Origin of the sequence: Moraxella sp. CTOTU46711 (assembly GCF_031975715.1) — a bacterium.
Lineage (GTDB): Bacteria > Pseudomonadota > Gammaproteobacteria > Pseudomonadales > Moraxellaceae > Faucicola.
Window position 1 is genome coordinate 362,716 of sequence record NZ_DALYMP010000001.1, and the last position, 17,130, is coordinate 379,845.

Annotated in this window: 17 protein-coding genes; 5 read left to right on the top strand and 12 right to left on the bottom strand. The window is 43.7% G+C overall.

What is annotated here, in order from left to right; translation table 11 throughout:
- Window positions 1-53: 53 nt before the first annotated feature.
- The 6 genes from hisS to RTJ53_RS01630 form a co-directional block, all read right to left on the bottom strand.
- Window positions 54-1,352 carry a histidine--tRNA ligase gene (gene hisS / locus RTJ53_RS01605; protein ID WP_312275550.1) on the bottom strand — a complete coding sequence of 433 codons (1,299 nt, stop codon included), beginning with the start codon at window positions 1,350-1,352 and terminating at the stop codon, window positions 54-56.
- Window positions 1,353-1,400: 48 nt separating this feature from the next.
- Window positions 1,401-2,516 carry a flavodoxin-dependent (E)-4-hydroxy-3-methylbut-2-enyl-diphosphate synthase gene (ispG, locus tag RTJ53_RS01610; protein ID WP_100270046.1) on the bottom strand — a complete coding sequence of 372 codons (1,116 nt, stop codon included), beginning with the start codon at window positions 2,514-2,516 and terminating at the stop codon, window positions 1,401-1,403.
- Between the two features lie 64 nt (window positions 2,517-2,580).
- Window positions 2,581-3,489, bottom strand: a complete 909-nt coding sequence (locus RTJ53_RS01615) for a RodZ domain-containing protein (RefSeq protein ID WP_312275551.1) — start codon at window positions 3,487-3,489, stop codon at window positions 2,581-2,583.
- A gap of 1 nt (window position 3,490) precedes the next feature.
- Window positions 3,491-4,459, bottom strand: a complete 969-nt coding sequence (pilW, locus tag RTJ53_RS01620; protein WP_312275552.1) for a type IV pilus biogenesis/stability protein PilW — start codon at window positions 4,457-4,459, stop codon at window positions 3,491-3,493.
- A gap of 194 nt (window positions 4,460-4,653) precedes the next feature.
- Window positions 4,654-5,853, bottom strand: a complete 1,200-nt coding sequence (gene rlmN, locus RTJ53_RS01625; RefSeq protein WP_312275553.1) for a dual-specificity RNA methyltransferase RlmN — start codon at window positions 5,851-5,853, stop codon at window positions 4,654-4,656.
- A 176-nt stretch (window positions 5,854-6,029) separates the two neighbouring features.
- Window positions 6,030-6,212, bottom strand: coding sequence for a hypothetical protein (locus RTJ53_RS01630; protein ID WP_312275554.1), 183 nt, complete (start codon window positions 6,210-6,212; stop codon window positions 6,030-6,032).
- Between the two features lie 242 nt (window positions 6,213-6,454).
- On the opposite strand from RTJ53_RS01630, the gene dusB reads away from it, so the two are divergent.
- From dusB to RTJ53_RS01645, 3 genes are all read left to right on the top strand, one after another.
- Window positions 6,455-7,453: a tRNA dihydrouridine synthase DusB gene (dusB, locus tag RTJ53_RS01635; RefSeq protein ID WP_312275555.1), complete on the top strand. Its 999-nt coding sequence runs from the start codon at window positions 6,455-6,457 to the stop codon at window positions 7,451-7,453.
- Window positions 7,454-7,637: 184 nt separating this feature from the next.
- A complete protein-coding gene (locus RTJ53_RS01640; protein WP_007115366.1) occupies window positions 7,638-8,276 on the top strand; it encodes a peroxiredoxin in 639 nt (212 codons plus the stop codon).
- A gap of 182 nt (window positions 8,277-8,458) precedes the next feature.
- On the top strand, window positions 8,459-9,295 hold the full coding sequence (locus tag RTJ53_RS01645) for an META domain-containing protein (RefSeq protein WP_312275556.1): 837 nt from the start codon (window positions 8,459-8,461) through the stop codon (window positions 9,293-9,295).
- 56 nt (window positions 9,296-9,351) lie between these two features.
- Here RTJ53_RS01645 and rlmKL read toward each other — a convergent pair whose 3' ends face one another.
- From rlmKL to queC, 5 genes are all read right to left on the bottom strand, one after another.
- On the bottom strand, window positions 9,352-11,598 hold the full coding sequence (gene rlmKL, locus RTJ53_RS01650) for a bifunctional 23S rRNA (guanine(2069)-N(7))-methyltransferase RlmK/23S rRNA (guanine(2445)-N(2))-methyltransferase RlmL (protein WP_312275557.1): 2,247 nt from the start codon (window positions 11,596-11,598) through the stop codon (window positions 9,352-9,354).
- A gap of 82 nt (window positions 11,599-11,680) precedes the next feature.
- Window positions 11,681-12,811 carry a mechanosensitive ion channel family protein gene (locus tag RTJ53_RS01655; RefSeq protein ID WP_312275558.1) on the bottom strand — a complete coding sequence of 377 codons (1,131 nt, stop codon included), beginning with the start codon at window positions 12,809-12,811 and terminating at the stop codon, window positions 11,681-11,683.
- A 66-nt stretch (window positions 12,812-12,877) separates the two neighbouring features.
- The gene (locus tag RTJ53_RS01660) at window positions 12,878-13,378 is read right to left on the bottom strand and encodes a peroxiredoxin (RefSeq protein WP_312275559.1); all 501 of its coding nucleotides are present in this window, start codon (window positions 13,376-13,378) and stop codon (window positions 12,878-12,880) included.
- 145 nt (window positions 13,379-13,523) lie between these two features.
- Window positions 13,524-13,838, bottom strand: a complete 315-nt coding sequence (locus RTJ53_RS01665; protein ID WP_065252727.1) for a hypothetical protein — start codon at window positions 13,836-13,838, stop codon at window positions 13,524-13,526.
- A gap of 107 nt (window positions 13,839-13,945) precedes the next feature.
- On the bottom strand, window positions 13,946-14,656 hold the full coding sequence (gene queC, locus RTJ53_RS01670) for a 7-cyano-7-deazaguanine synthase QueC (RefSeq protein ID WP_312275560.1): 711 nt from the start codon (window positions 14,654-14,656) through the stop codon (window positions 13,946-13,948).
- Window positions 14,657-14,924: 268 nt separating this feature from the next.
- Here queC and RTJ53_RS01675 point away from each other — a divergent pair, with 268 nt between their 5' ends.
- Complete coding sequence (locus RTJ53_RS01675; RefSeq protein ID WP_312275561.1) at window positions 14,925-15,803, top strand: DNA/RNA non-specific endonuclease; 879 nt, start codon at window positions 14,925-14,927, stop codon at window positions 15,801-15,803.
- A 75-nt stretch (window positions 15,804-15,878) separates the two neighbouring features.
- Window positions 15,879-16,148 carry a hypothetical protein gene (locus RTJ53_RS01680; protein ID WP_312275562.1) on the top strand — a complete coding sequence of 90 codons (270 nt, stop codon included), beginning with the start codon at window positions 15,879-15,881 and terminating at the stop codon, window positions 16,146-16,148.
- 78 nt (window positions 16,149-16,226) lie between these two features.
- Here the strand turns inward: RTJ53_RS01680 and RTJ53_RS01685 are convergent, their stop codons facing one another.
- Entirely contained in the window at window positions 16,227-16,997 is a 771-nt protein-coding gene (locus RTJ53_RS01685) for a MipA/OmpV family protein (RefSeq protein ID WP_312275563.1), read from the bottom strand.
- Window positions 16,998-17,130: the final 133 nt, after the last annotated feature.

The window sequence follows — 17,130 nt, forward strand, 5'->3', positions numbered from 1 at the left end:
TTCAAAAAATTACTGATATAAGTTACCCATCAAATTTGGCTTAATCAGATAGATTAGATAAAATCTGGATTTTCGCTAAAGAGCGTGTCACTCGCGACCGTAATTTGGTCACCAGTTGCCATTTTTTTGATGGTAATTTGCTGGCTGGCGACTTCATCTTGCGCGATAATCACTGACAATTGCGCACCTGATTTGTCGGCTTTCTTCATTTGCGCTTTTAAGCTCGTGGCACTCGCCATTTTTACGCGAAGATTTGAACGTCGTGTACGTAGCTCATGGGCAAATTTGATGGCATCGGTGTAAACATCAGGATGGGCGACCACAAATACATCACAGGCAGGTGTTGCCTCAAACGGATGCACTTTTTGCATGAGTAACAACAAACGCTCAAGCCCCATGGCAAAACCTACAGCAGGCTCGGAAGCGGCTGGTTTATCACTGCCAATGGATTTTATTTGTCCGATAAGACCGTCATAACGACCCCCAGCACATACCGTCGCTTGGCTACCTAGCTGGTCGGTCGTCCATTCAAATACAGTTTTATTGTAATAATCTAAACCGCGTACCAGTTTTGGATTAATCACAAAATTGATGCCGACTGCTTTAAGATACTGTTGTAAGGCTTCAAAATGCTGCTGGCTTGCTGCCCCCAAAAAGTCAGCAAGCTTTGGGGCATTCTCTAAAATTTGTTGGGTGTTTTTATCTTTACTATCCAAAATGCGTAGGGGGTTGGTGGTTAAGCGGCGCTGACTATCTTCATCCAATTGAGATTTTTTATCGGTTAAAAAATCCACCAAGGCTTGGCGATACGCCAGTCGTTCGTCTATCTCACCCAAGCTATTAATCTCAAGTTGCACCACGTCTAAAATACCCAATTTTTGCCACATTTGGTAGGTCATGATAATGAGCTCAGCATCGGCATCGGCGAATTCACTGCCAAAACTCTCAACCCCTAATTGGTGAAACTGACGATAACGGCCTTTTTGCGGTTGCTCATAGCGAAACATAGGACCAATATACCAAAGTTTTGGATTGTCACCCCGCAATAAGTTATGCTCCACCACGGCACGTACCGCGCCTGCCGTGCCTTCAGGGCGTAGCGTCAATGCCGTAGGTGGGTTGGATTTGTCATAAAAACTATACATTTCCTTTTCGACAATATCAGTAGCATCGCCAATCGCGCGGGCAAATAGCTGGGTTTCTTCAACGATTGGGAGGCGTATTTGCTCAAAGCCAAATTGATTGAGCACATCGATAAGACTGCTTTCAAGTCGGCGCCACTCACTCGATGGGCGCGTAGATTCTGTCTCAATATGTAAGATATCATTAAACCCTTTAATGGATTTTAACATGGTCAATTTCCCAAACAATGCAAACTAAAAAAATAAACGACACAAAAATTATTTAACCCGTAAGATTTCATTGGCGCGCTGCGCTTCTCGTTCAGCCACTTTCTGACGGACCATGGCTTCAATCTCATCAGCAAGCTTGGTGGTATCAATCAAATGTGATTTTTCCCCATTTTTATATACTAGGCTATTTGGACTGGCACCCACCACGCCGATATCCGATTCTTTGGCTTCCCCTGGACCATTGACTTTACAGCCAATCACCGACACATCCATTGGCTCACGGATATCCTCTAGGCGTTTTTCTAAGTCCATCATTACCCGAATCACATCAAACTCTTGGCGTGAGCAGCTAGGGCAGGCGATAAAATTCACCCCGTTACTACGGATACCGAGGGATTTTAAGATGTCAAAACCAATTTTAATTTCTTCTTCTGGCTCAGCGGCTAGCGAAATACGCATGGTATCACCAATACCTTCTAGCAGTAGTCCGCCTAAGGCAATCGCAGACTTAACAGTACCTGTGCGGTATACCCCCGCTTCTGTCACACCTAGATGCAGTGGATTGTCAACTTGTGCAGAAATCAACCGATACGCATCCATGGTCAAAAACACATTACTGGCTTTGACTGAGATTTTAAATTGGTCAAAGTTATTACGATCTAAAATATCAATATGGCGCATCGCCGACTCAAGCATGGCCTCACCCGTGGGTTCACCATATTTTTTTTGGATATCTTTTTCTAGTGATCCCGCGTTTACGCCAATACGCATACTGATGCCATGATGTTTGGCGGCAGCAATCACTTCACGCACCTTTTGTTCATTGCCGATATTACCTGGGTTGATACGTAAACAGTCTGCACCCGCATCAGCCACCGCCAGTGCAATTTTATAATCAAAGTGAACGTCTGCCACCAGAGGTACAGAAACTTGTTTTTTGATTTCGGCAAAGGCGGCAACGGATTCCATGGTAGGGGTGGAGACGCGCATCAGATCAGCACCGGCATCGACGCAGCGCTGAATCTGTGCCACAGTGGCATCGACATCACAGGTATCAGTATTGGTCATACTTTGCACACTAATGGGGGCGTCACCGCCTACTGCGACATTACCGACGTAGATTTTTTTGGTGAGTTTACGTTTGATGGGGTTATGCGCTGACATAGGCGTTCCTATTATTATAACTATTATAACGAATGATTTAGCATATTTTTAAAGTGATAAGCCGTTAAGGTTTTAGAGTAAAATTGGCTTTATCGTTTTGGGCATAATTGCTTAATTTAATCGGTTGTTTGTTCAAATCTAAGCTCACGTTGCTGGCTTTATCGATATTGACTTGAAACGGCGCTTGACCTGTCAATTGGTAACTACCGCGTGCTTGATCACCATCTAAAATCGTATTGCCTGTCGCATCGACAATGGTGATTTTGGTGGTATCTTTCACAAAAATGTCAATCGAAGCTTTAGCGCCAGCTTGCCCTGTCGCTGCTGTACCACTGGCGTTATCAGCACTCACCGCAACACCGGTAATAGCAGATCCGGTGGCGGGTAACCCACTGGCAGTCACCGTGTTTGTCACAATCGCTGAGCCTGCATTGTTAAGCGACGCACCGCTGACTTGGTCTTGGGTTGGCATACTGGCAACAGCGCTAGCAGGCGCTTGTTCAACCGAGTCATTATGTGCTTTGCTAACTTTATTAAAAATAAAAATCGCAAGCCCCAATACCAATAAAATACCACCAATGACAAAAGGATTAATACGCACACTGGGACGCGCTTCACGATTAAGCGTGCCCATCGGCTGCATTGGGGCATTGATGATCGTGGCATATTTTTGTTTGAGGGTAGCGGGGTACTGGGCATCAAAACTTTGCGCGACCAGATTTTTATCCAAATCCAAAAAACGCCCATAGGTAGTGGCAAAACCGCGCGCAAAGGTAGGCTGTGGTAAGGCGTCAAAATCATTGGCTTCAAGCGCCCGAAGATGACTTTTTAAAATAAAGGTTTTGGCAGCGACATCGTCAATCGATAAGCCTTTTTTCTCACGGGCTTGTTTAAAACGCTGACCCAAAAGCTGGGTTGTGTCATGAACAGGGGTAGAGTTTTGTTGATTGTCGGTGTTATTGCTGTTTTCCATCTTATTTCCAAGTTGACGTTGGGGTTAAAAGTCCAGAACGAATCTGCTTTGCTTCATCGCTAAGTGGATAGCGATCCAAAAGCTGCTGCGCTAATTTTTGCATTTCTAGGGGATTGTTCGCAATTTTGGCAAGCCTAATCCCTTGCGATAAAGTGCGCGGGTCAAGGTTAGATTGACCAATAATTTTAACCAAATCATTATACAGCGCCTGCGCCTCCAAAAATTTGCCATCGGACAATAAAATATCAATAAGCTCTGTACGTGCGACGATGCTTTGGCGGTTGGCATCGAGTGCTTTGATAAATGACTGTATCGCCAGTGGTTTGTTTTTGACCTTTAATGCTGTACGACCTAAATTCTCTAACGCACTGGCACGACCGTCATACCCTAAGGCAGAACCCGCAATTTGAAACTGGGCAATCGCTTCTTGGTTACGACTGAGTTGGGCGAGATAGACGCCATAATTGTTGTTTGCTTGACTAAAGTCAGGATTGAGTGCGATAGCGTTTTTAAAATAAGCTTCGGCTTTTTGCATATTGCGCGGGCTGCCTTCTTGCTGCAACAACACGCCCATCATGTCATTGGCTTCTGCTGACTTTGGATAAGACTTTAATGCACTTTCTAACTGTCGTTTGGCATCGTCTAATTTACCACCACGAATATATTCAGCGGCAATCGCGGTGCGAATCCTGGCGATTTCTTCTGGATTTTTTTCCCAGCGACTTGGGTCACTGGCAGTGACTGTCTGCGTGGTGACTTGTCGGGTGGTGGTGCAACCCGTTAGGCAAAGGGTGAGGCTTGAAAGGCCAATCATACCTGCGACAAAAATCTTCGATAAAAAATTTGATTTGCCCGGCATTTTATCATTGTCTTCTATATGGTTGTCGTCTAATTGACGCAAAATAGCAGGTTGACTGTGGTATAAATGAGTTTGACGTGAGTGACATGGTGGCATAACAAACTTACTCATAATCAAATGAACTAAATTGAATAATTAAAAATTTTGACAGTCGATAACGATTTTTAATTGTCGATAAAACCCAATGGCAAAAACAAGCCTATCACTAAAAATGGCTATTACTATAGCAAAAAAAACTTGATAACACCAACCGATAAGGCTAACCTGCGCCTTTATCACGCCAAACTATTATAATGATAAAAGATTTAATGAGACGCGTTAGATTGTAACGTTTTAGACACTTTTTCTTGCCACTGTTTTGCACGGCGGGTCTTATCGGTGACTTGTCCAACCAGTTGTCCACATGCCGCATCAATGTCATCGCCGCGGGTTTGGCGAATAGTACAGACAAAGCCCGCTTGGTTTAAGATATTGCTAAACGCATGGATACGATTGTTACTAGAGCGTCCGTAAGGCGCATGCGGGAACGGATTAAACGGAATCAAATTAATTTTGCAGGGCAAATCTTTGAGCAGATTAACCAGCTGATGGGCGTGTTCATCTGTATCATTAACGTCTTTTAACATCACATATTCGATGGTGACGTGCTTTTTATGACGAGGGTTTTCGTCATATACATAAGATTCGGCGGCGGCTATCAGCTCTTTGAGTGGATATTTTTTATTGATGGGCACCAGTTCGTTACGCAGTTCGTCATTGGGTGCATGTAGGCTGATGGCAAGTGCTACATCAATGTCTTTGGCGAGCTCATACATTTTTGGCACGATACCTGACGTTGATAAGGTAACTCGGCGTTTGGACAAGCCAAAACCAAAATCATCGAGCATCAATGACATACTGGCTACCACGGGCTCATAATTTAACAGCGGTTCACCCATGCCCATCATCACCACATTAGTAACCCGATTTTCACGTTCAGTAACGGGCACATTTTCCATATAAGACTGGTTGGCAACCCACAGCTGTCCGATAATTTCGCTAGGGGATAAGTCCCGCTCAAAGCCTTGTTTGCCGGTGCTACAAAACGAGCAGTCAAGCGCACAGCCGACTTGCGAGGAAACACACAAAGTTTTACGTCCAAACTGTTTGTTATCGTCAGCAGGGATGAGTACAGTTTCCACCAGCGAGCCACCTGCTACTTCAAACACCCATTTGCGGGTGCCATCTTCACTAAATTGTTTAAACTTGACCGTTGGGGGCGACACAGTTGCAACTTCATCCAAGGTTTCTTGTAGTTTTTTTGACAGATTCGTCATTTGATAAAAATCGGTCACGCCAAACTGATAAATCCACTTCATCACTTGGGTGGCGCGAAACGGTTTTTCGCCTAGATTGGCAAAAAATTGTCCAAGCTCAGCCTTACTCATGCCAAGTAAATTGGTTTTTGCGGTAAGGTCTTTGGGATTGACCATTTCTGGGTTTTGAATGACAGGAATTTGGGTCATAGCGGTCGGATAAGCGTGTGAAATAAACAAGATAGTATACTAAAATCTCAACAAGTTGTCATGGTAAAACATAGTGACTTGTCAGCGGCTTTATATACAATATCTTTACCTCCCATATGTTGCCCAAATTGGCATGGCTAAATGGGTAAAATATCGACAAATCAAATAGCGACGAATCAAATAGCGATAATAAGAATTATCATGATTAGGCATAAAAATGCCAATAACCATTTCCATTCAAGCGAAACAAAATCAACTGTACGACGAGCCACCCTAGCAGACCAATGGGGTAGCTGATAAACCACTTCGCCATTGACATGCTTACCGCCCCGATACCAAAGTTTAAGCTGTTTTAACATATGTTTATGCCCATTTCTATGTCTAACAAATTGATGAGTATGACACTATTAAACTTCTATTGGGTTAAGTCTATATGACAAAGAGATAAAAAATCGTAAAAAATTGATATAAAAACTCACCCGATTGTTTAAAAAGAAGGCGAAATGGGGAATTTCACTAAATGGGCGAATTTTTAGCCAAAGCATTGACAATAAAAGTTATAATGTTCCCCCATTTTTGAGCGCATCATGCTTTTTTATTTATGTCCAACCATCCATTGCTTACTCCCCTCAATATCGGCGACCAGACCATTGCCAACCGCATCATCGTTGCCCCGATGGCAGGGGTCACTGATAAGCCTTTTCGCATGCTGGCTAAGTCCTTTGGCGCAGGACATGCCGTGTCAGAGATGATGACGTCTGATGCCACTTTGTTTGCCCATCACAAAACGCTGTATCGCGCCAATTTTGATGGTGAAATCGCGCCTATTTCTGCGCAAATCGCTGGCTCAGACCCAAAAAAAATCGCCGAAGCTGCTCGCTATCAAGTTGCCAATGGGGCGCAAATTGTCGATATCAATATGGGTTGTCCGGCAAAAAAAGTTTGCAAAAAGCTTGCTGGTTCAGCACTACTCAAAGATGAAGACTTGGTCAAGCGACTATTGGATGCAACGGTTAATGCCGTAGATTTGCCAGTCACGCTAAAAACCCGTCTAGGCTATGCCAATGGCGAAGAAAATATTTTACGTGTCGCAAAAATGGCAGAAGAGGCAGGTATCGCCATGATTGTAATACATGGACGCACACGGGAAGATAAATATCTGGGCAGCGCTCGCTATGAGTTAATTAAAGAGGTTAAAAATCTTCTCACCATTCCTGTTATTGTCAATGGGGATATCGACAGCCCGCAAAAAGCCAAACAAGTATATGAGCAAACAGGCGCCGATGGCATTATGATTGGGCGGGCAGGGCAAGGGCAGCCTTGGATTTTTCGCGACATTGCGCATTACCTAGAGACCGGCGAAATCTTGCCCAGTCCAACGATGGATGAGTTAAAAGAGATTGTATTAAGCCATTTGCAGGAGATTTATGCGTTTTATGGCGAATACTCGGGGTGTCGTATCGCTCGTAAGCATATTGCTTGGTATACCTCAGGCATTGCCAATTCCAATGCGTTTCGCCAAGCGATGTATGAAGAAGATACCACCGCTGGGCAGTTTAAAGTAGTCGCGCAGTTTTTAAAGACCGCGGAATTTGATTAAAACCTCCACTATAAAACAGTCAATCGTAGCGTGCTTATGACTTTTTAGAAACAAAGATTCGCAAAAAGTCATTATTGATGAATTTAAAATCTGTTAAAATTTTGCTGAGTCTCTGTGATAGACCGATATCAAACAATAACCACATATTATTAATCAAATCAGATCAAATCATAAGGAGTCAGCGATGGCACAATTACGAATTGGCGACACGGCACCAAATTTTGACGCACAAACCACTGAAGGCAATATCAATTTTTACGATTGGCAAGGTGATAACTGGGTGGTGTTATTCTCACATCCCGCAGACTTTACCCCAGTTTGTACCACGGAGTTAGGACGCACGGCATCATTGGGTGATGAATTCAAAAAGCGCCATGTCAAACCGATTGCTTTATCAGTCGATAGCGTCGAAGATCACAAAGCTTGGGCAGGCGATATCTCAGAAACCCAAGGCTGCGAGGTGAATTTCCCTATCATTGCAGACGCGGACAAAAAAGTATCGGAAGCTTACGACATGATTCACCCAAATGCGTCAACCACGCACACGGTTCGTAGCGTATTTATTATCGATCCACAGCATAAACTGCGATTAACTTTCACTTACCCCGCTGCCGTAGGTCGTAACTTCAATGAAATTTTACGGGTGATTGATGCCTTGCAATTGTCAGATAATTATGGCATTGCAACGCCAGTTGAGTGGCAAGACGGGGACGATGTGATTATTCCGCCAAGCGTCAAAAACGAAGAAATCGCCGCGAAATTCCCAAAAGGTCATAAAGAAATTAAGCCTTATCTGCGCACCACGCCACAACCGAATAAATAATCGTGTAGTTTAAGTTTGAAATCAAAAACCTAGTCGCTTGACTGGGTTTTTTTATACCAACTTTCCCATTAAATATACTCAACTAAATTTAAAGGTACTAAACTAAATTTACAGAACGGATGCTGAATAACCATAAATATTTGGCTAAACTTCGATTAATGGTCTAATAATGGATATAAACAATGATAAACAATCAAGTACTTAAAGGTAGCTTTAAGACGAGCGCATTGCTCATGTTTGCCCTGACTGGCTGCCAAACGGTGAATACTAACCCATCAGCCCCTAGTGAGAGAGTGCCATACGTGCAGCTGCCCATCTTTATCGGCTCTACCCCAACCACTAATTCTTTACAGAGTTATGATTGGCAGCTTAACAATATCAATAGCACAGATCCGATTACGTGGAATGGTTCATACTTGCAAACACAGAATGGCAAAGTCACGCTAAACTTTAACCAAAATCACATAACCTATAATGTAGGCTGTAACCAACTATCAAATCAATATAGCCTAAGCAAAAATACCATGCAACCCATCGGGACAAGTATTAGTACTTTAATGGGTTGTGGTGAATTGCAAGCACCAGAACAATGGCTTGCTAAACAGATGCAAAGCCCAAGTGAACTACAAATAATGGAAACTCAAGTAGATGCAGTATTGTCGCAAACCACGGCTGATGGTAGCTGGCTTCAGTGGGTAGGTAAATTAAAGCCTGAAGTAAAATACGGTAAAGGGGAAACCGTATTTTTGGAAGTCAAACCCAAATGGCAGTATTGCGACAACGTGACCGATAGAAAGTGCCTAGAAGTGCGTGACATCAATTATGAAGCTCAGGGATTAAAGACAGCGGTGGGTCAATGGCATCTTCTCGATGCGCCCATCATGGGTTATCGTCATGATGAAACTGCACAGCGGGTTTTGCGCTTGACTCGCTATCGCACACCGCCCACCGATACCAAAGGCTATGGCAACCTTTATCAGCTTGATAGTGTGATTGAAACCAAGACTATGGCAAAATAACCAACTCATCAAAAAAAGCGATGACTAACACGAGTCATCGCTTTTTTATTGGCAAATTATTTGTGGCGAATCGCCCACGACTGGTGAATAGGGCGTTTACTATCAAAATCAAAGCCGATGGTTTGGTTGGTCAAGGCTTCAACGTGGTAACGGTTGTTGATTTCGTCATCGAGCACAAATTTGGTAAAGTTATTGGAAAAATACAACACGCCTTCAGCGGATAAGCGATTCATGGCACGGTTGATGAGTGGTACGTGGTCGCGCTGCACATCAAAAGTACCTTGAAATTTCTTGGAATTAGAAAAAGTCGGTGGATCGATAAAAATCACATCGTACTGCTCGGTATTGCTTTTAATCCATTCAAAAATATCTTGGGCAATAAACTGGTAGTTTGGCAAATCTGGCAAACCATTTAGGGCAAAATTTTTGCGTCCCCAATCCAGATAGTTTTGTGATAAATCCACCGATGTCACCGCTTTTGCTCCGCCCAATGCCGCATGCACGCTGGCAGTACAAGTATAAGCAAACAGATTAAGCACCGTTTTACCACGTGAGTTTTCTGCAATAATTTTTCGGATGCTGCGATGGTCAAGGAATAACCCTGTATCCAAATAATCGCTAAAGTTCACCAAAAAATATGCCCGTTGGTTGTTAGCGGTTGGCTCACTGACCACATGGAATTTACCCGAATTGGCTTTTTTCTCATACTGCTCATTGCCCGATTGGCGGGCGCGGGTTTTGATAAACACTTGCTCACGGTTCACTTGCAAGGCTTCACGCACGCCATGCAGCGCTAGATTAAAGCGTTTTTTGGCGGTCTCCAACGGGATTGATTTGGGGGCGGCATATTCTTGCACATGCACAAATTCGCCATATACATCCACCGCTATTTTAAAATCAGGTAAGTCGGCATCATACACCCGCAGATTGGTCACAGCTTGTTTGTGAGCCAGCTTACGCACATTGGCAAGATTTTTTTGTAGTCGGTTGATAAAATCTTGACCTTCTTCTACGGCGATTTCACGTTTTTCAAAGCGCGTAATTAACGGTGTATCTTTACTTTTTAACAGCTCACCATAACGGAAATAAACGGTGATAGCACCATTATGACAGCGTAGGGTTTTTGGCTCGGCAAGGGGTAGTACGTCAGCTTGTTCAACTTTGGCAGCGAGGACACCCAAAGTCACTTTGGCAGGGCTATCTGCAAATAGGGCTTGTAATTTTTTACCCAGACCTTGATACAAGGGTTTAATCAATTCTTCTTCACCCAAGCGCTCACCATACGGTGGGTTGGTGATAAACAGGGGATTGACCCAGCCATTGACTTGTTTTTCTAGTGCCAAATTAAGGGTCGCCAGTGAGCGCTGCTGCAAGGTAATACGGTTGATGATAGGCGTCAAACCTGCGGCGATTAAATTTTTATGCGTGGCTCGAACCGCGCCTGAGTCCATATCAAAAGCAAATACCGCGGGCATCTCGCCATTTGCCATCGCATTTAGGCGCTGATGAAAACGGGTTTGCGCGTCTTGCACCATAGCCTCCCAAAGGGCAGTGTCATGATGTTGCCATGCATAAAACCCAAATTGGCTATCGGCTTTATCCAGTCCTACGGCATAATCTGCGCTCATCAGCAAGGCTTCGATAATCAGCGTGCCTGAGCCGCACATGGGGTCGACGATACTGTCAAATTGGGTGGTGTGAAAATTCACGCTATAGAGCAGGGCAGCCGCCAAGTTTTCTTTGAGTGGCGCTTCAGTCATCGCAGCACGATAACCACGGCGGTGCAAACTGGTACCTGATAAGTCTAAATACAATTCAGCTTGTTTGTCACCCACCGTAGCGACAATGCCAAAATCGGGATTTTTATCGACATTGGGACGACGACCGAACTGCTCGTTAAATTGGTCAGCAATCGCATCTTTGACGCGCAGCATGGTGAATTGCTGATTGGCTTGTACGCGTTTATCTAGGGTCAAACGAATCGCAAAGGTTTGTTCCAAATCAAATAACTGAGTCCATTTGACAGTTTTGGCAAAGGTATAGAGCTGATCTGCAATATCGTACTCGGGATTGATGTTCTTTTTGCCCAGTGGTAACAACACCCGCGACGCCACACGAGACCATAGACAAACTTGATAAATCTGCGCCAACGTCAATGTCGCCATCAGCCGACCCGTGCGCTCAATTTGTGTATCTATACCAAAGCTTGCCAGCTCAGTTTGCAAGGGAATCTCTAGCCCATCCGCACAAGTGATTACAATGTGAAAAGTCTGCCCAACGGGCGTTGTATTACTGTCTGTCATAAATACTGCCAAAAAAAGTCAAAGTTGATTAATGGCGTATTTTAGCATGATTAGCAAAGGACAAATGACAGAATGTCTGAAATTATGGGGAAGTTTTTACCGATGGAGCTGCTTCGCTTGGCACTGCGCTTGGCATTAAAAGCTGCATATGCGGGTAAGGTGTGGCAATGCCGGCATCATCGAGTGCTACTTTGATTTGTTCGCGTAGATTTTCTTTGATAAATGGCATTCGAGATACGTGAGGCGGATTGACCCAAAACCGCACGATAAAAAACACCCCAAAATCGCCAATTTTATCCACTGTCGCCGTGGGCGCAGGACGTTCTAATACCTCTTTGGTGTTGGCTAAAATATCAAGAATGATAGTGCGAGCAGTTTCGATATCCGCTTCCAACGCGATACGCACTTCAATATCAAAACGAATCAGATTTTTGGCAGTTAAATTAATGACTTCGGCTGAAGCAACGGTTGAATTGGGGAAAATCACGGTAATATTGTCACGGGTCAAAATTTGGGTAGTGCGCAGGGCGATTTGCACCACTTTACCTTCTTTTTCATTGATGCTGACCCAATCACCGACTTGAAACGACTGCTCAATCAAAATGGTGATACCGGCAATAAAGTTGGCGAGTGTGGCTTGCGCGGCAAAACCCACTGCGATACCCGCAATCCCAAGACCTGCGACCACAGACACAATATCAAAACCAAACTGCGACATCACCGAGGCAATCCACAATACGATGATGAGCATGGACAATAAATTGTGCAGTAATTGTTCAATCGACGCATTTAGCCCATAATTTTTGAGCATTTTTTGCATCAAATAACCGAGGTTGTACCAAGCCATATAAAAAATCACCGACCAAATACCGGCTTTGGCAGTGGCTTTGACTGTTTCAGGTTCAAAATTAAGCTGACTCATCACCGCAAGCAAACTTGAAAACAACCACATCAACCGTGCAATGAGCCTTAACGATTGGCTGTATTTACTGTCTTTGGCGATAAAACGGGCAGAATTGATGAGCAATAAACTTAACCGATAGACCACGCCTAAAATTGCCAGCAGCACCATAATTTTGATGCCTGTACTGGCAAGTTTGGAGAGATACAGCGGCCAATTAACTGCTTCGTCTTCGAGCGAACCACCGACTGCTTTATAGACGTCATAATACAAGTCGTGATAGATATTTTTAAAAAATTGGTTCACGGACATACAATGAGTGATCTCGAGTCAAAAAATCAAAATAAAAATAATATAAGGCGTTTGGGTTAGCTTGAGTTAAAGGGTGGGCAATATCGCAAGTAATTTATCAATATGTCCCTTGGCGCGGACATTGCGCATCTCATGAACCAGCTTGCCTGAGGGGTCGAAAATTAACGTTGAACGCACTACGCCAAGGCTGACTTTGCCGTACAGCTTTTTTTCGGCAATGATGTCAAAATATTGGCAAAGTTGTTCATCGGTATCACTCACCAGCGCAAAATTAATCTGTTGGTTGGCGATAAATTTTTCATGGCTTTTGATACTATCTCTTGATACGCCAATGACTTGATAGCCCAGCTGCTGCAATTGGGTCAAATGCTGGCTAAAATCTTGCGCTTGCACACTACAGCCTGAGGTGTTGTCTTTTGGATAAAAATACAGAATCAAGCCTTTCTCTGCTTGTTTGGCATAAGCTAGCAGATTGATTTGACGCTGGATAAATTGCGGCTGCTCTGTAGAATGACGGCTGGTATCCGCTTCAACCGTGGTGACCAAAAAATTGGGTAGTTGAGTCATAGGCATTTCCCAAGCAAAAATTGAACTAACAATATCAGAAAGCCAGATTGAGTACAAACTTCTTCATGCGACAAAACAAAAAAAGACCAGTAAACAACTGGTCTGGTGGTGCGGTTCTATCGATTATGGTATTGATTGTAACCAATTAAGGACGGGCTTTATTAAATTTAACGCCGTTGCCACACGCTTTCATACGCGCACTGATGGTTTGGAAAGTTTTGTTTTGGCGAACATCTTTGCCACTTTTTACCCAAGTATCAAGCTCATTTTTTTGCGCTTGGGTGATTTTTGATTGTTCATCTACCACACAAGTACATACTTTTTTTGCAGAAGCGGCATCAGTAATGTGTTTTTCGGTCATTTGGGTGGCGCAAGCATTGACATATTGTGGGTTGGCGGCATGTGCGGCAAACGGCAAAACCATGCTAGCAAATAGGGTCACGATGGCTGAATGTTTCATAGTTTATCCTCATAAGAGACAGCAGTATAGAACAGCAGGTGTTCAATCGTACAATGGCTAGCTTTACCGTTGACGCAATAAAGCTGGCAGGATTTGATGTTGACAGATTACTGATAAATCGTTGGGTCATCTATTTCAGCTTGTAAAAAACCTTGCTGACGTAAATAACAGCTATCGCAGTGTCCGCAAGCGCGCCCTTCGCTATCTGCGCGGTAGCATGACACGGTCAAAGCATAATCAACCCCCAGCGATACCCCAAGCTTAATGATTTCTGCTTTACTTAAATGCAACAATGGCGTTGCAATGTGGAGATGATTACCCATCACACCAGCTTTGGTAGCAAGATTTGCCATGTTTTCAAATGCTGCAATATATTCAGGACGACAATCAGGATAGCCTGAGTAATCGACTGCATTGACGCCAATCACAATGGCATTGGACTGTGTCACCTCTGCCAATGCCAGCGCATACGACAAAAAGATGGTATTACGCGCAGGTACATAGGTGATAGGAATACTGTCATTATGCTGATTATCGCTAAAATCTGTTTGTTTGGCATCGGGTACCAGCAGTGAAGCATCGGTCAACGCTGAACCACCTAGCTGTGCCAAATCAATATCGATAATACGGTGGTTGACTTGAGCAGTCGCGGCGATTTTTTTGGCGGCATTAAGTTCGCTATTGTGGCGCTGACCGTAATTGAAGCTTACCGCTGTGACGTTGGCATAATTGGCTTTTGCCCAGTAAAGGCAAGTCACGGAATCTAGCCCGCCCGAGAGTAAGACGACGGCGTTTTGTGGTGTGGTTGATGTACTCATAAAAATTTACTAACGAAAAAAGCGTATTTTATCAGAACTTAAGCAATTGTTGATGGGAAAATATTGGGATAAAAATAGTCAACGCAATATTAGCCAAAAAACTGCTATCACTACCAGTAAATATTTGCGTATTCCACTAAAAAAACTTATAAAATAACCAAGAAGTTTTAAACCGTGATTTAAACTACGTTATCCAACACTTTAGCCCAAACCATACCATTGTCGTCATTGCACCATTTTTCATTTTTTCTTTTTTTTAAGGTCACTCATGATAGTTCATACCCATTTCGTTACTAACACTGCCATCTTATCAGCCGTGAGTGTTGGCTTGCTGTATTTGACAGGTTGTAGTGTTGCGCCTTCAGCCACCAAGCCCGATAGCAAAACTACTGTTACTATCCCTACCACTATTCCTGCCACCCAAGCGAACACAGATACCCAAACACTCACCAAGCGCCCGCTAGACAAGGCTTTACAAAAATGTGCCAGCGAGTTTTTGGAGAAAACTCAGCCGACAATGACCGCCAAGCTGTCGCAAAAAACCTATCCCCTGTGCTTTAATGGCTTTGCGGTGATGTATTCGGGGGTCACCAAAACCCCTATTTGGGTCGCTGAGCATTTGACGCGACAACGAATAACGGCGGCCAAAACCTTGGTCAGAGAGGATAACTTTCATGAAGAAACTCGCCTGCCAACCGATGTGCGTAGTCTATTGAGCGATTATACCCATACCGGATTTGACAGAGGGCATTTAGCGCCCAATGCGGATATGGCAACCACGGACTCACAATTTGATAGTTTTAGTTTGGCGAATATTGCCCCCCAAACACCTGACAACAACCGTAAAACTTGGGTAAAAATTGAAACACAAACTCGCAATCTGACCAACCAATACGGCTCAGCGTATGTAGTGACAGGGGTGGCGTTCTTAACACCAGAAGTCAAACGGCTAAAAAATCGTGTGCTGGTGCCATCGCATTTTTTTAAAGCGGTATATCTGCCATCACAACATCAAGCGATAGCATTTTTGAGCCCCAATGATGATAGTGGAACCGTTGAAAAAATTAGCCTAAGCACACTTAAAAAACGCACCGGAGTAAATGTGTTTCCCAGTTTGCCGAGTAATGTAGCGACTATTGCACCATAACCACAAGCAGTAATTAGCAAATCAGTAATTATCAAGTCAAAAACTAGCAAATCAGTAACTAAGCAGGGGAAAAAGATGAGTGCTTTTAAACCATTTCAAAATGACAGCCAAAGCGTGGGATTGGGCGAATTTACCCTTGAGAATCAAGGAGAGCAAGTCAATCTCTACGGCAGTGCGACATTTACGTTGGATAAACAAAGTTTAGCCACGGCAAAACAATTACAAGATGTGTTGAGCCAAATCATTACGTATTTAGAAGCCCATCAAGTACAAACGGTGGAAAAATCTACCACGCAACAGCAGCAAGCATCGCACGTGGATGAAGTGAATAACCCTTTCTTATAAATAAAAAAAGCGCAAATCAAACAATTTGCGCTTTTTATGGGCAGCTATTTATGGGTAAGCTAGGCATCAAGCTAAGCTTTAAAATTGATAGTTAAAGCCAATTTTAGTTTTGCTATCGACACGGTTATCAACCAGTGGGCTGTCTTTTTGCTCATCGCTCAAATATTCTAAATGCTGACTGATAAACGCACTCCAGCGTGGCGAAATGGCGTAACTGGCACTGACATTCACATAGGGAGTAACGCTACTATCAGCGTTATAAGCTTTTATCCCGGTGCGTAGCGATTCTTGCTCAGAAACACCAAAGTAGTAATTGTTGTACTTGTCATTGTACCACTGCAGTCCTAACTCAGGATAAATGGTGATTTTATCATCCATTGCCTTAAATCTGCTCAAATGCGCCACTTTTGCGCTGGTACCCTCACTGCGACCTAACGCATCAGTTTCCACTTGCGCTTTAAAGCCGCCATACGGGGTAATGCGCATATAGCTGGTGCCCACCATAGCAGACCATTTACGCTCATCGAGTCCTTTTAACGCCGCTGTGCTCGCATCGTCTGGATCAAATGAACGGCTATCGTAGCTTGCGGTCAATCGCCATTCGTTTTGTGCATCTTTGTAGGGATAATAACCCGCCTCACTGCCTTCAATGTAGAGTCGATTGTTGTCATAAAATGCCTGTGGCATGATCGTAACATCATTGTCTTTGTCGTACGCATAATGATTGATAGACGCGTTTAACCCTAGTTTAAAGCGGGCATTGGTATCAACTGGCATAGAGGCTGCGTGGGCAAGTGTTGTGCCCAACATACTGGCAAGTACCAGACAAGGCGCGAAAAATTGTTTCATAAAAACATCCTGTGAGAGTAGGTCATACAAAAAGTGCTGACAGGCGTAAAGCGTAGAAAATAACCACCGATTCGCCTGTGAACCATACAGCAAGGTGATAAATTTATTATGGCATAAAAAGGTGAGCGCAAAT

Excerpts from the sequence above, each read along its gene's own strand:
- RTJ53_RS01615 (WP_312275551.1), bottom strand. The coding sequence starts at position 3,489 with ATGGAAAACAGCAATAACACCGACAATCAACAAAACTCTACCCCTGTT.
- RTJ53_RS01640 (WP_007115366.1), top strand. The coding sequence starts at position 7,638 with ATGGCACAATTACGAATTGGCGACACGGCACCAAATTTTGACGCACAA.
- RTJ53_RS01645 (WP_312275556.1), top strand. The coding sequence starts at position 8,459 with ATGATAAACAATCAAGTACTTAAAGGTAGCTTTAAGACGAGCGCATTG.
- RTJ53_RS01655 (WP_312275558.1), bottom strand. The coding sequence starts at position 12,811 with ATGTCCGTGAACCAATTTTTTAAAAATATCTATCACGACTTGTATTAT.
- queC (WP_312275560.1), bottom strand. The coding sequence starts at position 14,656 with ATGAGTACATCAACCACACCACAAAACGCCGTCGTCTTACTCTCGGGC.
- rlmKL (WP_312275557.1), bottom strand. The coding sequence starts at position 11,598 with ATGACAGACAGTAATACAACGCCCGTTGGGCAGACTTTTCACATTGTA.
- RTJ53_RS01660 (WP_312275559.1), bottom strand. The coding sequence starts at position 13,378 with ATGACTCAACTACCCAATTTTTTGGTCACCACGGTTGAAGCGGATACC.
- ispG (WP_100270046.1), bottom strand. The coding sequence starts at position 2,516 with ATGTCAGCGCATAACCCCATCAAACGTAAACTCACCAAAAAAATCTAC.
- pilW (WP_312275552.1), bottom strand. The coding sequence starts at position 4,459 with ATGAGTAAGTTTGTTATGCCACCATGTCACTCACGTCAAACTCATTTA.
- RTJ53_RS01680 (WP_312275562.1), top strand. The coding sequence starts at position 15,879 with ATGAGTGCTTTTAAACCATTTCAAAATGACAGCCAAAGCGTGGGATTG.
- rlmN (WP_312275553.1), bottom strand. The coding sequence starts at position 5,853 with ATGACCCAAATTCCTGTCATTCAAAACCCAGAAATGGTCAATCCCAAA.
- RTJ53_RS01685 (WP_312275563.1), bottom strand. The coding sequence starts at position 16,997 with ATGAAACAATTTTTCGCGCCTTGTCTGGTACTTGCCAGTATGTTGGGC.
- dusB (WP_312275555.1), top strand. The coding sequence starts at position 6,455 with ATGTCCAACCATCCATTGCTTACTCCCCTCAATATCGGCGACCAGACC.
- hisS (WP_312275550.1), bottom strand. The coding sequence starts at position 1,352 with ATGTTAAAATCCATTAAAGGGTTTAATGATATCTTACATATTGAGACA.
- RTJ53_RS01675 (WP_312275561.1), top strand. The coding sequence starts at position 14,925 with ATGATAGTTCATACCCATTTCGTTACTAACACTGCCATCTTATCAGCC.
- RTJ53_RS01665 (WP_065252727.1), bottom strand. The coding sequence starts at position 13,838 with ATGAAACATTCAGCCATCGTGACCCTATTTGCTAGCATGGTTTTGCCG.
- RTJ53_RS01630 (WP_312275554.1), bottom strand. The coding sequence starts at position 6,212 with ATGTTAAAACAGCTTAAACTTTGGTATCGGGGCGGTAAGCATGTCAAT.